Annotated in this window: 15 protein-coding genes and 1 pseudogene; 7 read left to right on the top strand and 9 right to left on the bottom strand. The window is 71.4% G+C overall.

The genetic code is table 11. The features are described 5' to 3' along the window. Together ABZ471_RS38100 and ABZ471_RS38095 are read right to left on the bottom strand one after the other, a co-directional pair. On the bottom strand, positions 1-423 hold a 423-nt coding region (locus ABZ471_RS38100; protein WP_359073149.1), incomplete at its 3' end, for a winged helix-turn-helix domain-containing protein. Between the two features lie 113 nt (positions 424-536). Next, positions 537-1,355 (bottom strand): hypothetical protein, encoded by an 819-nt coding sequence (locus ABZ471_RS38095; protein WP_359073147.1) that lies wholly within the window; start codon positions 1,353-1,355, stop codon positions 537-539. 341 nt (positions 1,356-1,696) lie between these two features. On the opposite strand from ABZ471_RS38095, the gene ABZ471_RS38090 reads away from it, so the two are divergent. After that, on the top strand, positions 1,697-2,845 hold the full coding sequence (locus tag ABZ471_RS38090) for an NAD(P)/FAD-dependent oxidoreductase (RefSeq protein WP_359073145.1): 1,149 nt from the start codon (positions 1,697-1,699) through the stop codon (positions 2,843-2,845). A gap of 5 nt (positions 2,846-2,850) precedes the next feature. Here ABZ471_RS38090 and ABZ471_RS38085 read toward each other — a convergent pair whose 3' ends face one another. Next, complete coding sequence (locus ABZ471_RS38085; RefSeq protein ID WP_359073143.1) at positions 2,851-3,093, bottom strand: DUF397 domain-containing protein; 243 nt, start codon at positions 3,091-3,093, stop codon at positions 2,851-2,853. Next, positions 3,090-3,953, bottom strand: coding sequence for a helix-turn-helix transcriptional regulator (locus tag ABZ471_RS38080; protein ID WP_359073142.1), 864 nt, complete (start codon positions 3,951-3,953; stop codon positions 3,090-3,092). Before ABZ471_RS38080 ends, ABZ471_RS38085 begins: the two co-directional genes overlap by 4 nt. A 107-nt stretch (positions 3,954-4,060) precedes the next feature. On the opposite strand from ABZ471_RS38080, the gene ABZ471_RS38075 reads away from it, so the two are divergent. Then, the gene (locus ABZ471_RS38075) at positions 4,061-4,540 is read left to right on the top strand and encodes an ATP-binding protein (RefSeq protein ID WP_359073141.1); all 480 of its coding nucleotides are present in this window, start codon (positions 4,061-4,063) and stop codon (positions 4,538-4,540) included. Here the strand turns inward: ABZ471_RS38075 and ABZ471_RS38070 are convergent. Then, positions 4,476-5,372 carry a LysR family transcriptional regulator gene (locus tag ABZ471_RS38070; protein WP_359073139.1) on the bottom strand — a complete coding sequence of 299 codons (897 nt, stop codon included), beginning with the start codon at positions 5,370-5,372 and terminating at the stop codon, positions 4,476-4,478. The two genes, ABZ471_RS38075 and ABZ471_RS38070, sit on opposite strands and share 65 nt — an antisense overlap. A gap of 139 nt (positions 5,373-5,511) precedes the next feature. Next, positions 5,512-7,455 carry an AMP-dependent synthetase/ligase gene (locus ABZ471_RS38065; protein ID WP_359073137.1) on the bottom strand — a complete coding sequence of 648 codons (1,944 nt, stop codon included), beginning with the start codon at positions 7,453-7,455 and terminating at the stop codon, positions 5,512-5,514. Positions 7,456-7,772: 317 nt separating this feature from the next. Between ABZ471_RS38065 and ABZ471_RS38060 the strand changes: the two genes are divergently transcribed. From ABZ471_RS38060 to ABZ471_RS38040, 5 genes and pseudogenes are all read left to right on the top strand, one after another. Beyond that, complete coding sequence (locus ABZ471_RS38060; RefSeq protein ID WP_359073135.1) at positions 7,773-8,615, top strand: MaoC/PaaZ C-terminal domain-containing protein; 843 nt, start codon at positions 7,773-7,775, stop codon at positions 8,613-8,615. Positions 8,616-8,707: 92 nt separating this feature from the next. Beyond that, entirely contained in the window at positions 8,708-10,006 is a 1,299-nt protein-coding gene (locus ABZ471_RS38055; RefSeq protein WP_359073133.1) for a DUF6716 putative glycosyltransferase, read from the top strand. Then, positions 10,003-10,680 (top strand): annotated as a pseudogene (locus ABZ471_RS38050) (acylneuraminate cytidylyltransferase family protein); the annotation flags it as partial. The gene ABZ471_RS38055 and the pseudogene ABZ471_RS38050, both read left to right, overlap by 4 nt. A gap of 69 nt (positions 10,681-10,749) precedes the next feature. After that, complete coding sequence (locus ABZ471_RS38045; RefSeq protein ID WP_359073131.1) at positions 10,750-11,673, top strand: N-acetylneuraminate synthase family protein; 924 nt, start codon at positions 10,750-10,752, stop codon at positions 11,671-11,673. Beyond that, on the top strand, positions 11,670-12,677 hold the full coding sequence (locus tag ABZ471_RS38040; RefSeq protein ID WP_359073129.1) for a hypothetical protein: 1,008 nt from the start codon (positions 11,670-11,672) through the stop codon (positions 12,675-12,677). The genes ABZ471_RS38045 and ABZ471_RS38040 overlap by 4 nt, the downstream gene beginning before the upstream one ends. Positions 12,678-12,680: 3 nt before the next feature. Here the strand turns inward: ABZ471_RS38040 and ABZ471_RS38035 are convergent, their stop codons facing one another. The 3 genes from ABZ471_RS38035 to ABZ471_RS38025 all read right to left on the bottom strand — a co-directional run bounded on the left by ABZ471_RS38035 (position 12,681) and on the right by ABZ471_RS38025 (position 14,258). Then, complete coding sequence (locus tag ABZ471_RS38035) at positions 12,681-13,340, bottom strand: TetR/AcrR family transcriptional regulator (RefSeq protein ID WP_359073127.1); 660 nt, start codon at positions 13,338-13,340, stop codon at positions 12,681-12,683. Between the two features lie 9 nt (positions 13,341-13,349). Beyond that, positions 13,350-13,658 carry a DUF4229 domain-containing protein gene (locus ABZ471_RS38030; protein WP_359073125.1) on the bottom strand — a complete coding sequence of 103 codons (309 nt, stop codon included), beginning with the start codon at positions 13,656-13,658 and terminating at the stop codon, positions 13,350-13,352. Positions 13,659-13,733: 75 nt separating this feature from the next. Continuing rightward, positions 13,734-14,258: a GNAT family N-acetyltransferase gene (locus ABZ471_RS38025; protein ID WP_359073123.1), complete on the bottom strand. Its 525-nt coding sequence runs from the start codon at positions 14,256-14,258 to the stop codon at positions 13,734-13,736. Positions 14,259-14,262: the final 4 nt, after the last annotated feature.

Genomic DNA, 14,262 nt, shown 5'->3' with positions numbered 1-14,262 from the left:
GAAGACGGGACCGCGCCACATCCCGAGCGCGTCGCCGAGCAGCCGCGCGGTGCGCGCCGCGTCCCCGGGGGAGGCCGACTCGGCCAGCCGCACGGTCCGCACGAAGTCGGAGGCGTCCAGCTCACCCTCGCTCACGAGGAGCCGGTAGCCGGAGGGGTGGATGGTCACCCGGGAGCCGGACCGGCCGGGCTCCAGGCCGCGCAGTCTGCGGCGCAGTCGGCTGACATGGGCCTGCAGTGCGTTGGCCTGGTTGTCGGGGACGGCATCGCCCCACATCTCCTCGACCAGGCTCTCCCCGGACACCGGCTGGCCCTCGCTGACCAACAGGGTCTGCACCAGGGTGCGCTGCAGGTCGCCGGAGATCTCCGCCGGACCGGACACGGTACGGATCTGCAGTGCCCCGAGGATCGAGAACTTCAGCATCCTGACTCCGCCTCCTGTTGACGTCGCTGGCGTCGTCGTCCTTCTTCCGGCGACGTATCAACGGTGCGGTCACCCCGTACCGGATCGTTCCCGATCCGTTCCCGGTCTCCCGGTCAGCGCCCGTCGCCGACGACCAGCGCGGCGAGGGAGGCCACCCGCCGGGCCGCCACCTCGGGCGAGTCGGCGTGCACGACGAGGTGTCCGGGGCGCAGCACCCCGGGCGGCGAGACGTACCGGACGTGCGGCAGGATCACCACCTCGGAGGTCTCCAGTCGCCAGGGCGGGCTCAGCAGGGCCGCCGCGGCGAACCGGTTCGGCCGCACCGCGTCGACCAGCCGCCCGGCCAGCACCTCGATGGCACCGGCCGCCAGGTCGAACCCGCCTGCCACCTTGACCAGTTCCGGCACCGGATCGTCCCCGAGTCCCGCGCGGCAGCCGGTGATGACCGGTCCGCGCGGGGTGAGGGCGACGCTCGTGTGGGCCGGCCCGTACTGGTATCCGGTCAGGTCCAGCAGCGCGGTCACCACCGCGCGCACCTCGGCGGCGGTGTCGTCCGTGAGCGGGGCGGGGTGGAGCAGGCCGTAGGGGGTGCGGGCGATGATCGCGACGGCCTGGTGCATCCCGTGCACGCTCAGCGTCTCCACGGTCAGCCGCAGGTCGTGGGAGGCCACCTCGGTGCCGCCGGGTGACAGCCGGTTGTCGCGGACCAGGCGCTGCACGGCCACCGGGTCGGACAGGACCTTGAGGGCGCGGGCAGGGTTGACGCACAGTCCGGCCTCGGCGGCCTCGGCGATGGCTGCGCGCAGCGCCGACTCGTCCGTTGCGTCGACCCGGACCGAGCGCACTTGGACACCCGCGTGCGCGGCCTCGCGGACGAGGCGCTGGTCCGGGTTCAGCAGGAAGATCCGGCGGACGTCGTTGTCTTCTTTCATGCCTCTGCTCGTGGTGACGGAGTCGGCGAGGGTGGAAAGGCAGGCTACGAGCGGACGTTACCGATCCGGTCCCAGCCGGTTCCCGAGCTGGTGCGTTGGCCCAAGACGCTCACTTCTTCCGTGCGGGGACAGGACGATGACGAACCGTGGACACCCGTGCATCCCTCCTACGCTACCCGCTCCCCGGCACGGGCTGCGGGCGGATTCCCGGCATAAACAGAACAGCCGGTTCGCCCCGTCTTCCGGCGATTTTGCGGCGGGCGCGATGACTGGCCCTCGAGTTGTCCGAATCAATAAGTTGTGTCGTTGCACTTTTTTAGTGAGTGTGTTTTCGTGACCTCATGAGCATCGACACCCCCCGTATCGCGATCATCGGCGCCGGACCCGGCGGCCTGACCTGCGCCCGTATCCTCCAGCGGCGCGGCATCGAGGTCACCGTCCACGACATGGACGTCTCCCGCACCGCCCGCGACCAGGGCGGCACCCTCGACATGCATCCTGACTCGGGCCAACACGCCCTGCACGCAGCCGACTTGTGGGACGACTTCCAGAGGCTGGCCCGGCCCGAGGGCCAACAGATGCGCCTGGTCGGCCGCGACGGCCGCATCGTCTTCGACGCCGTTCCACCGCAGGCCGACACCCCGGACGGCAATCCCGAGATCGACCGCGGTCAGCTGCGCGAGATCCTGCTGGACTCCCTGGCCCCGAACACGGTCCGTTGGGGCCACAAGCTGGAGAGGGCCGAGCCGCTCGGGGGCGGCACCCACCGCCTGCACTTCACGAACGGCACCACCGCCGAGACCGACCTGGTCGTCGGCGCCGACGGCGCCTGGTCACGCGTACGGCCCCTGCTGTCCGACGCCGCGCCCGCCTACACCGGCGTCACGTTCGTCGAGACCGGCCTCGACGACGCTGACACCTGCCACCCGCGGCTCGCCGCCCTCACCGGCAACGGCACGATGATGGCCCTCGACGACAACCAGGGCTTCGTCGCCCAGCGCAACAGCGGCGGACACATCCGCATCTACCTGGGCATGCGCACCGACGAGAACTGGCATCAGCGGGCCGGCCTCGACCTGGCCGACACCTCCGCCGTACGGGAGGCCCTGCTCAAGGTGTTCGCCGGGTGGAGCGACAGCCTGACCGGCTTCATCACCGACACCGACAGCGGCTACACCAACCGCCCGCTCTACGCCCTGCCCCTCCGCCACACCTGGCCCCACACCCCCGGCGTCACCCTCCTCGGCGACGCCGCCCACCTCATGTCACCCTTCTCCGGCATGGGCGCCAACCTCGCCATGCTCGACGGCGCCGACCTCGCCCACGCGCTCTCCGTCCAGCCCACGCTTGACGACGCCATCACCGCCTACGAGAACGTGATGCTGCCCCGCTCCGTCGAAGCGGCCGAGGGAGCCGCCGAAGGACTCGACAGCGCCTTCGCCCCCGACTCCGCGCAGCAGACTCTCGCCCACATGGCTGCACACCACTGACCGGTTCAGGTTCCCGAGGCGAGGAAGGCGGACCAGGTGGCGGGGGCGAGGGTGAGGTGGGGGGCGGTGGGGGGTTGCTTGGAGTCGCGGATGTGGATGGCGGTGGGGTGGGCGGCTATTTCGAGGCACTCGCCGCCTTCGCCGCTGCTGTGGCTGGACTTGCTCCAGTTGTAGGCGAGTTCGAGGCAGTCTCCTCCCTCACCGCCGCTGTAGCTCGACTTGAACCAGGTGAGTTCGTGACTGCTCATAGCGACTCCAGCTTCTTTTCGATCAACGCCCGGGACTCCGTGGGTGACAGTGCCATCGCCCGCATAGTCCCATAGCGATCTGCGATCTTCCGGACCTCTTCTCCGTCGGTGATCAGCCGCGGGAAACCCTGAACTTCCGTGTACGCAACCTGTGCGTGCCCCTTGGGGAAGAGGAGGTTGAACGCACCATCCATGTTGGGGTGTTCCTCGATGCACGTCGGCATCACCTGGATCTCCACGTTCTGCATGCCGGCGACACGCAGCAGGCGGCGTAGCTGCTCCACGTGGACCAGCCGCCCGCCGATCGGCCGGTCAAGCACAACCTCTTCGAGGACGTAGCTGACCACAGGCGCGGGACGGCGTTCGAACACTTGCTGGCGCGAGAGGCGGTCGGCCACACGCTTCTCAATGGTCTCCTCACTGAGAAATGGCCGCCGTTTGGCGAACACGGCCCGCGCGTGGCCCTCGGTCTGAAGTAGGCCTTGCACAGCGTGACTGCTGTAGTGATGCAGCTCGACTGCCTCCGCTTCCATGGCGGCGTAACTCCGGTACCAGTCGGGATGCCGAGTCCTCGCCTTGGCCATCGCCTCCTCGACCTGGGGGACGACCTCTTTGAACAAGCCCCCGGCGTCGAGGAGTTCATCCGCCTTCTCCAAGAACTCCGGCCTCGGCGTCCGCACCCCCCTCTCCATCGCCGAGACCTGATCCGGGCCGTACCCCACCAGGTTGCCGAACTCCCTCTGGTTCAGCCCCGCCTTCTCGCGCAGCAACTTCAGCTGCCTGCCCAGCACGACGAACACCGCCGCCGCACCGTTCGCTTCCGCGGGAGTCTCCGGCCTCCGCTCCTGCTCTTCCGTCACTCCACCCTCCGACGACCCGTACACCAGACGTACCGCACCCGTACGACTACGCACAGTCGCCGGGTCTCCCCTGGTCAGAGTAGGGAGAACTCACCACGCTCGGTGACGTGAACGTCGAAATCTCCACCCCCACAACAGAACTGGTCCAGCGGCTCAGCGCCACCGCACGCGGCGCCCGCCTGGCCCGATACCTGACCGGCAACCAGCTCGACGCCTGGGGTCACCGCCTCGACGGCGACCTGAACTGGTCCGCCCAGCACCTCGTGGCCGAGCTGGCGGCGAACGCGGTCACCCACGGTCGCGTACCCGGCCGGGACTTCGAGCTGCGGCTGCTGCTCCTGCGCGCCGAGGACACCTTGCGTATCGAGGTGAGCGACACCCGGGGTGACCGCCCCCTCCGGTTCCTGCCGGGAAACTTGGAGGACGAGGGCGGCCGAGGCCTCGTACTCGTACAGGTGCTGGCATCGAAGTGGGGCGTGGCGGAGCGGGACGTCGGCAAGACGGTGTGGGTGGAACTCCCGCTCACCCCGCGGCAGCGGCCCGGCACTCCACGACCGTGTCCGCGAAGGCCCGTGCCGGAGGGCTGAGGGCGTCCCAGCGGCGGACGGCCCAGCCGACGGGGAGGGGCCGCAGCCCGGGGAGAGGTACGAGCCGCAGCTCCCCCTCTCCCGGCACCGGAAGGCCCGGTACGACGGGTACGACTGCCCGGCCCACCCCCAGCTCGGCGAGCATCAGGGCCGTGTCCCAGTCGGCGACACTCGTGTCGTGGGCGAAGCGGACGCCCGACTCGGTGCAGGCGGAATCGAGATGGGCGGCGGAGGTGGAGTTCGGGGGCAGGCGGATGAGGCGGACGTCCCGCAGTTCGGCCGGGTCGAGACGGGACCGCCCGGCCAGGGGGTCGTCGGCGCGTACGGCGAGCACCCACGGCAGCTCCACCACCGTCCGCTGCTCGATGCCCCGGACCGGCGGGCCGATGGTGATCCAGGCGAGGTCGAGGGTGCCTTCGGCGAGGGCGTCGAAGGTGCCCCGGCCCGAACTGACCGTCCGGAATTCGAGGTTGACCTTCGGGTGGCGGCGCCGGAAGGCGACGACGGCGTCGGACATGAAGTGGCGGACCGTGGTGGCACCGGTGGCGACACGCACGTAGCCGCTGTGTCCGTCGAGGAGATCGCGGAGCTGTCGTACGGCGAGGTCCAGGCCCGAGATTCCCTCGGCCGCGGCTGCCTCCAGAATGCGCCCGGCCTGTGTGGGGACCACCCCGCGCGGCAGCCGTTCCAGGAGGGCCACGCCGGTCTCCCGCTCCAGCCGCTTGACGTGCTGGCTGACGGCGGACTGGGTGCAGCCGAGGTCCCGGGCGACGGAGCTGAGACTGCCCGCCCGGCACACGGCGACGAACACGCGCAGGTCGTCGAGGGTCACAACACCCAAGCTAACACTTGGGTTTGCCGAGAAAACCCAAGGATTGACTGTGCTTCGAGGGCGTACGAACATCGGTACCGGGACGCGGCCGACCCAGGCGGCAACCCGCTCCACGCGCGGGGAGCGGGTGCCGACCCTTTCACCGCTCGTACAGTCCGGCCACCTCGTCGGCGAAGTCGCGCATGATCTGCTCGCGACGCAGCTTCATGGAGGGGGTCAGATGGCCCGCCTCCTCGGTGAAGTCGACGGGCAGGACGGCGAACCGGCGGATGGACTCGGGCCGTGACACCAGCTTGTTGGCCTCGTCCAGCGCCCGCTGGAGGAGGGACGTCAGCTCCGGGTCGCCGATGAGGAGTTCCGGCGGCACCGGGTGCTTGCCGTTCATCTGGCGCCAGTGGGTGATGCCGTCGGGATCGAGCGTGATGAGGGCGGCGACGTACGGGCGCCGGTCGCCGACCAGCATGCACTGGGAGATCAGCGGGTGCTGGCGCAGCCAGTTCTCCAGCGGCGCCGGTGCCACCGACTTGCCGCCGGCCGTGATCAGCAGCTCCTTCTTGCGGCCGGTGATGGTCAGGTAGCCCTCGTCGTCCAGTTCGCCGAGGTCGCCGGTGGGCAGCCAGCCGTCCCGGGTCGCGGGGACGACTCCGCCGGCCTGCGGGTCCCAGTAGCCGCGCAGGACGTGGTCGCCCGCGATGAGGATCTCCCCGTCCGCCGCGATCCGCACCCGGGTGCCGGGCAGCGGCCAGCCGACCGTGCCCAGGCGCGGCTTGAGCGGCGGGGTGACCGTGGAGGCGCCGGTGGTCTCCGTGAGGCCGTACCCCTCGAAGATCTCGATGCCGGCACCGGCGTAGAACGCGGCAAGGCGGCGGCCGAGCGGTGAGCCGCCGCAGATGGCGTACTTGACCTTGCCGCCCATGGCGGTGCGGATGCGCCGGTAGACGAGCGGATCATAGAGGGAACGGGCCGTCTTCAGGGTCCGGCCCGGGCCGCCGCCGGTGCCGGTCTGCCGTGCCTCCAGCGCCTCGCCGTACCGTACGGCGGTCGCGACCGCCCGGTCGAAGGTGTTCACGCGGCCGCCCGCCTCCGCCTTGGCGCGCGCGGAGTTGAAGATCTTCTCCAGCATGTACGGGATGGTCAGCAGGCAGGTCGGCCTGAAGGCGGCCAGGTCCGGCAGCAGGTCCCCGGCCTTCAGGCTGGGTGCGTGCCCGAGCCGCACCCGGGCCCGTATGCAGGCGATCGCCACCATCCGCCCGAAGACGTGGGACATCGGCAGGAACAGCAGCACCGACACGTCCTCGCCCGACTTCGCCTTGAAGATCGGGTAGAGGAGTTCGATGGCGTTGTCGACCTCGGCGAAGAAGTTGCCGTGCGAGAGGGCGCAGCCCTTGGGGCGGCCGGTGGTGCCGGAGGTGTAGATGAGGGTGGCGAGGGTGCCGGGGCCCAGCATGCCCCGGCGTACGGCCACTTCACCCTCCGGTACCTGGGCGCCCAGCTCCGCCAGCCGCTCCACATGCCCCTTGTCCATCACCCACAGGTGGCGGAGGTCCGGCATGCGCTCCAGCTCGGGGCCGATCGCGGCGGCCTGGCCCGGGGTCTCCGTGACCAGGGCCACCGCGCCGGAGTCGTGCAGGATCCAGCGGGTCTGGAAGACGGAGGAGGTGGGGTAGACGGGCACCGTGACCAGCCCGGCCGCCCAGGCGGCGAAGTCGAGCAGGGTCCACTCGTAGGTGGTGCGGGCCATCACGGCGATACGGTCGCCCGGCACCAGCCCCTCCGCGATCAGCCCCTTCGCCACCGCGAGCACCTGCTGGGCGAAGTCCGCCGCCGTCACGTCCGTCCAGCGGCCGTCGGCGAGCCGGCGGCTGAGCACGATCGCGCCGGGGTCCGCCTCGGCGTTGTCGAACGGCAGGTCGGCGAGCGAGCCGTGCTTGACCTGCGGCGCGAACGGCGGGACGTACGCCTCGCGTACGGCGCCGTCCAGCCGGCGGGTCTCGGGCTCCACGAGGACCGGGAGGCCGTCGTAGTCGGTGGCCGAGACGGTGGCACCCGAGGAGACGGGGGTGTTCGGGTACGAAGTGGACACGGGGCGACTCCTCGGGCGTGCAGCGGTGAACTGCTTGCTGCATGACGTACGTGCCTCGTACGCCAAGGCGTTCACCGGCGGCGGGCCTCGGAAAGGGGTTACCGACGGTTCAGGCAGGTGATCGTACGAGCCCCCTGTGGGGGGCTTGTGCGGGTTCGGGGGTGGTCCCGAGCCGGGGGTGTGCAGTCTCGGGGGTTAGGTGAGGGGGGCTCACGTTCACTCCGGATCTGACCTTCCCTTCACCCCCGCGATGGACTTACCTCCGGTAACCTTACTTCAGAGTAAGAACTTTGGACCGAGTCGCGCGGGAGTTGCACATGACCGTCCTCACCCGCACGCCCGCCCTCGGTCCCCTGCTCGCCCGGGGTGCCCTCCGCTCCCCGTTCAAACGGCCCCACGCCGACGCCGGCTTCCCGCGCTCCCGGCTCGTGCTGGCCCCCGTCCGTATCGATCCCGCGCGGCTGGCCGCCTACGAGCGGGTGTGCGGCTTCGCCACCGGCGACGAGACCCTGCCCGTCACATATCCGCACGTCCTCGGCTTCCCGCTCGCCATGAGCCTGATGAGCGCGCGCGACTTCCCGCTCCCGCTGCTGGGCCTCGTCCACACATCGATCGAGATCACCCGGCGCACCGCGCTCGCCTCGGGCCCGGAGTACGAACTCGCGGTGCAGGTGGCCGGGCTGACCCCGCACCGGCGCGGTACCGAGGCCCACGTCGTCACCGAGATGCGCACCGGCGGCGAGATCGTATGGGAGTCGAGGAGCACGTATCTCGCGCGCCACAGGACGGACACCGGTGCCGCCCGCGCCCCCGAGGGCGGTCCCGAAGAGCCTGTGCCCGTCCTGGCCGAGTGGCGGCTCGGCGATGACGTGGGGCGGCGGTACGCGGCCGCGTCCGGGGATCGCAACCCCATCCACCTGCACCCCTTCACCGCCCGACTCTTCGGCTTCCCGCGGACCGTCGCGCATGGCATGTGGACGGTGGCCCGGTGTCTCGCCGCGCACGGCGCGCCCGACGCGGTGCGGGTGCGGGCGCAGTTCCGGGCACCCGTGCTGCTGCCGGGGACGGTGGCGTACGCGGCGCGGGACCAGCGGTTCCAGCTGCGGGACGGCAGGGAGAGGGTGCACGTGGAGGGAGAGATCCGGCCGCTCGTTCCCTGAGCGCACGCATTCTCAGGCAAGTCCCAGCATGCCAAAGCTCGCTTCAAGGCACGCCTCATACCATCCTCAGGCACTCCTCTTACCGTCTGCGCATGCCTCCTCGCCCCAGACGCATCGCCGTCCTCGCCGATTCGGACACCCGCTGGAAGTGGGGTGCGTCGGTCGCGCGGCAGCTCGCCCCGGAGCACGCCCTCGACGCGTACTTCCTGCGCACCCGGTCGACCCCCACGGAACGGCAGCTCACCGAGATCGGCATCGTGCCCGACACCCAGCGCGAGGTCCCGGCCGGCGGCCTCGTCGACGACGAGGAACTGGCGGACGCCGACGTCGTCGTCATGGCCCTCGCGGGCGGCACCGTCCTCGCGCTCACCCACGCCCTGGGCCTGGCCTGGCAGGGACGGGCACGACGGCCGGTCACCGTCAGCGGGTACGTAGGCGTCGTCTACGAGAAGATGGTCGACGGCCTGCTGACCCGCGCGGGCACCGACGTCGTCCTCGCCAACTCCGCGCACGACACCCGCCGTTTCCGCTCGGTCTTCGCGAGCACCGGCATAGATCCCGACTCCGTGGTGGAGTGCGCGCTGCCGTTCCTCGGCGGGGAACCCTACCGGGCGTCCCGCGAGCGGCCGTTCACGCTCACCTTCGCCGTGCAGCCGTCCGTGCCCAAGGGCCGGGCGAACCGGCTCCACCTCCTGGAACGGGCCGCCGCGCACGCCCGCCGCCACCCCGACCGGCTGGTCCTGATGAAGCTGCGCAGCCTGCCCGGCGAGCAGACCACCCACGTCGAGGCCGACCCCTACCAGCTGCTCGTCGAGGCCCTCCCCGATCCCGCGCCCGCCAACCTCCAGCTCGTCTACGGCAACATGGGCGAGATCCTGGACCGCACCGACCTGCTGGTCACCGTCAGCTCGACGGCCGCCCTGGAGTCGATGCACCGCGGGATACCCACCGCGATCCTCACCGACTTCGGCGTCCGCGAGGCCCACGGCAACCACTACTTCGTGCACTCCGGCTGCCTCGCCTCCTGGGACGACCTCGACGCCGGAGCCCTCCCCGGTCCCGATCCCGCGTGGGCGGCGTCGCAGGGCATCGGCAAGGCGGACCCGTACGCCGCCGCCCGCGCCCGCATCGCCGCCCTGCGCGCCGCCGGTGCGCTTCCCGAGCTGCGGCCGTACTACACACCGCAGACGGCCGCGGCCTATCTGGGCGACATCCTGGAGCGCAACGGCCTCGACGAGAAGGGCCGCCCGCTGCCCGCCCCGCCGGGCGCCGGCGGCAACCGGCGCGTGACGAGCGTCGTGCGCCGGGTCGCGGGGCGGGGTGCCAAGTCCCTGTACCGCGTGGGCTATCAGCGGGTAGCGCCCGCCCTGCGCCGGTGGGGTGCCGTATGAGCACCGTGCTCGCCGTCGTCCCCGCCCGGGGCGGCTCCAAGGGCGTACCTGGCAAGAACACCGCTCCGGTCGGGGGCGTCCCGCTGGTCACCCGCGCGGTGCGCGCCTGCCGGGCCGCGCCGCTGGTCACCGAGGTCGTCGTGTCCACGGACGACGCGCGGATCGCACGGGAGGCGCGGGCCGCGGGCGCCGGCATCGTCGAGCGGCCCGCCGACCTCTCCGGTGACACGGCGTCCAGCGAGGACGCGCTGCGGCACGCACTGGACGCCTATGAGAAGGAGAACGGCATCCCCGTGGACGTCCTCCTGCTCGTGCAGTGCACCAGCCCGTTCCTCACCGCGCACGACGTGCAGGCGGTCGCGGCGGCCGTCGTCGGGGGCGGCGCCGACACCGCGCACACCGTCGCACCGTTCCACGGGTTCGTGTGGCGCGAGGCGCCGGGACGCTCCTACGGCGTCAATCACGACAGCGCCGTCCGGCCGCGCCGCCAGGACCGCCCGGAGGACTTCCTGGAGACCGGCGCCGCCTACGCGATGCGCGCCGACGGCTTCCGCACAGCCCACCACCGCTTCTTCGGACGCACCGCCCTCGTACGCACCGACCCGGACCGCGTCCTGGAGATCGACGAGCCGGGCGACCTCGTCCGCGCCCGCGCCCTGGCCCCGCTCTTCGACTGAGCGGCCCCCTTCAGACCCTCGTTCCCACTCCCATCCCCTCCCATTCGAACAGGAATAGAACAAGCAATGACCCCTGCCCAGAACACCACGGACATCCGCACCCGCCGGATCGGCGAGCGACCGGTGGGCCCCGGCCACCCGGTGTACGTCGTCGGCGAGATCGGCATCAACCACAACGGCTCCCTGGAGGACGCCTTCGCCCTGATCGACGCGGCGGCGGAGGCGGGCTGCGACGCCGTCAAGTTCCAGAAGCGCACACCCGAGATCTGCACCCCGCGCGACCAGTGGGACGTCGAACGCGACACGCCCTGGGGCCGGATGACGTACATCGACTACCGCCACCGTGTCGAGTTCGACGAGGACGACTACCGCGCGATCGACGCGCACGCCGCGAAGAAGGGCATCGACTGGTTCGCCTCGCCGTGGGACGTGCCCAGCGTGGAGTTCCTGGAGCGCTTCGAGAACGTCCGGGCGCACAAGGTGGCCTCCGCGTCGCTGACCGACGACGACCTGCTGCGCGCACTGCGGGCGACGGGCAAGACGGTGATCCTGTCGACCGGCATGTCGACCCCCCGACAGATCCGGCACGCGGTGGAGGTCCTCGGCTCCGCCGACATCCTCCTCTGCCACGCCACCTCGACCTACCCGGCGCCCGCCGAGGAGCTGAACCTGCGGATGCTGGACACCCTCGCCCGCGCGTACCCGAACGTCCCGATCGGCTACTCCGGCCACGAGATCGGCCTGCAGACCACGCTCGCCGCGGTGGCGCTCGGCGCCTGCTTCGTCGAGCGGCACATCACCCTCGACCGCGCCAACTGGGGCTCGGACCAGTCGGCTTCGGTCGAACCGCAGGGGCTGGTCCGGCTGGTCCGGGACATCCGGATCATCGAGCAGTCCCTCGGCGACGGCGTGAAGCGGGTCTACGACTCCGAGCTGGGCCCGATGAAGAAGCTGCGGCGGGTCCAGGGCGACCTGGCCGAGGCGTCATGACCCGCACCCTCGCGCTCGTCGAGTCCCCCGCCCAGCTGCTCAACCTGCTGGAGTGGGCGCTCGGCGAGCGCGGCGGCGCGCCGGACCCGGCCCGCTGCTCGGTCGCGGTCCTGCAGCCGCGCGACGCGACCACCCGGCACCAGCTGCGGACGATGGCCGACCTCGCCCGCGAGGAGGGGCTGGACGTCGCCCTGTACGACGTGCGCCGGATCCCGGCCGGCCTCGCGCCCGCCCTGGCCGCGCTCGCCCCGAAGCTGGCGGGGGCGGAACGCCTCGTCATCGGTGACCCGTTCTCGGGCCTGATCCAGCGGCTGCTTCCGCTGTCCCGCGCCCGAGACCTCGTCCTGGTCGACGACGGTACGGCGACGCTGGAGCTGTCCCGGGCCCTGCTCGCCGGCGACCCCCTGGTCCGCTGGCACCGCACGGGCCGCGCTCCGGCGGCCGCCGCCCGCGCCGCCCGGCGGCTGACCCCGGGCGGCGGGCGCCGCCTGGAGGTCTTCTCCTGCCTGACGACGGGGCTCAGGCTCCCGCCGGGCGGGATCGCCTCCGCCAACACCTACTCCTGGGCACGGCAGCGCCACGGCCCCCCGCAGCTGCGCCCCGGCACCGACCTGATCGGTACGTCCCTGGCGGAGACGGGGCTGATCGAGGCCGAGCGGTATGTGGAGGAGGTGGCGGCCCTCGCCCACCAGTGGAACGCGGAGCGCTACTACGCGCACCGCCGCGAGGCCCCGGAGAAGTTGCGGCGGCTCGCGGAGCTCGGCGAGCTGGAGATCGTACGTCCCGAACTCCCCCTGGAACTGGAGCTGTTGCGCGGACCGGTGGCCGCCACCCTGCTCAGCATGCCGTCGACGGTGCTGTACACCCTGCCGCTGGTGCTCGCCGGGACGGGTGTGGAGATCACGGTGTGCGCGGACGTGCGGGGCTGGCTGAAGGCGGGGGCGGCACCGCGGGCCGCGGCGTTCCTGGAGGAGGTGACCGTCGGCTCGCCGGTGCCGCTGTGACCGTCAGCTCCCCTGTTCCGCCGGGGCGGGCGGGGTCCAGGACCGTCCGTCCATGAGGTTGCCGAGGCCCGCCCAGGCGAAGTTCATCAGCGTCGCGGCCGCCTGCCGGGCCGTGACGCCGGGGGTGGCGTTCGCCCACGCCGCGAGGGCCTCGGCCGCGCCCACCAGGGCCTCGGCGAGTCCGGCGACCTCACGCTCGGGCAGGTCGGGGTCCCGGTGCGCCGCGCGGCACGCGGTCGCGATCAACTGGGTCACGAACGCGACGAGTTCCTCGCGCACCGCGGTGGCCTCGGCGGCGAAGATCTCGCCGTGGGTGCGGGCCTGGAGGTGCAGCACGGACCAGCCGTCGGGGTGTTCGGCGGTGTGGGCGAAGAACGCGCACAGTCCGTCCCAGAGCTGGCGGTCGGCGGACAGCCCGGGGCTCACGCCGACGCGGACGGCCTGGGTGAGGGCGGCGCCCTCACGGCGGATACAGGCGGTGAAGAGGTCTTCCTTCGAGTGGAGATAGAGGTAGACCAACGGCTTGGAGACGCCCGCGAGTTCGGCTATCTCGTCCATCGAGGCGGCCATGTAGCCGCGTTGGCCGAAGATCTGCACGGCGGCATCGAGCATCTGCTGCTCACGCACCGCCCGCGGCATCCGTTTGGTCTTGACGGCACCCATGGGGCAAGACTAGTTGGGCGCCGCTGCTCCGCCCTGCGCCCGCGCGGTGTCGTCGGCCACGTCCTCCTGGCTGCGGTTGGCCTCCAGGTTGGACTTCATCCGGTCGACCTTGGTCACGATCTGCACGGAGGCGCGCTCCCGCTCCCTGCGCAGCACGACCCAGCTGATCGGCGCCGAGAGGACCAGCGCGAGCAGCAGCACCCACAGGAAGTTGGAGTCGCCGAAGCCACGCGGGAAGATGCCCGAGTAGACGGCTCCCCAGACGACCACGAGGCAGCCGGCGAAGACGCCGAGGCGCATCAGCGTGTAGCGGAGCATCTCAATCCACTCTTCCGATTCCAAAAAGGGGCACCGTCCAGTGAAGCACGGTGCGGACCCGATCTTGCAGCGGGGTCAGGCCAGGGGGAGCAGCATGAAGATGTCGTCCCGGTCGTCGCCCGGCGCGACCCGGATCGCGCCGGGTATCCGCCCGACCTCCTTGTACCCGCAGGAGCCGTAGAACCGCTCCAGGCCGAGGCCGCCCCGGCAGGTGAGCCGTATGGCCTCGATGTCCTCGAGGCCACGGGCGGCGTCGGCGGCCGCCTCCAGCAGGTCGCGCCCGTACCCCCTGCCCTGGTGCCGGGGGTGCACCATCACCGTGTACAGCCACACCCAGTGCTTCATCAGCCGGTGCGTGTTGTACGTGAGGAACGCGGTCGCCACGACCGCTCCCGTACCGTCCCGGCCCACGAGCAGCCGGGTGCGGCCCTCAGCCATCGCGACGAGATGCTTCACCAGCTCGGGGCGTATCTCGTCCACGGTCACCGGCGGCACGAAGCCTACCGAGCCGCCCGCGTTCGAGACGTCCGCCCACAGCGCGAGCACATCGTCCCGGAGGGCAGGGGAAACCGCCGGGTCCAGCTCGAACGACAACGTCACAGGC

The organism is Streptomyces sp. NPDC005728, assembly GCF_040630895.1.
GTDB lineage: Bacteria > Actinomycetota > Actinomycetes > Streptomycetales > Streptomycetaceae > Streptomyces.
This window is presented reverse-complemented; position numbering and strand designations above follow the sequence as displayed.

Coding starts and splice junctions, on each gene's coding strand:
- ABZ471_RS38055 (WP_359073133.1), top strand. CDS start 8,708: ATGCCTCCTCGCCCCAGACGCATCGCCGTCCTCGCCGATTCGGACACC.
- ABZ471_RS38030 (WP_359073125.1), bottom strand. CDS start 13,658: ATGCTCCGCTACACGCTGATGCGCCTCGGCGTCTTCGCCGGCTGCCTC.
- ABZ471_RS38095 (WP_359073147.1), bottom strand. CDS start 1,355: ATGAAAGAAGACAACGACGTCCGCCGGATCTTCCTGCTGAACCCGGAC.
- ABZ471_RS38045 (WP_359073131.1), top strand. CDS start 10,750: ATGACCCCTGCCCAGAACACCACGGACATCCGCACCCGCCGGATCGGC.
- ABZ471_RS38060 (WP_359073135.1), top strand. CDS start 7,773: ATGACCGTCCTCACCCGCACGCCCGCCCTCGGTCCCCTGCTCGCCCGG.
- ABZ471_RS38040 (WP_359073129.1), top strand. CDS start 11,670: ATGACCCGCACCCTCGCGCTCGTCGAGTCCCCCGCCCAGCTGCTCAAC.
- ABZ471_RS38035 (WP_359073127.1), bottom strand. CDS start 13,340: ATGGGTGCCGTCAAGACCAAACGGATGCCGCGGGCGGTGCGTGAGCAG.
- ABZ471_RS38085 (WP_359073143.1), bottom strand. CDS start 3,093: ATGAGCAGTCACGAACTCACCTGGTTCAAGTCGAGCTACAGCGGCGGT.
- ABZ471_RS38090 (WP_359073145.1), top strand. CDS start 1,697: ATGAGCATCGACACCCCCCGTATCGCGATCATCGGCGCCGGACCCGGC.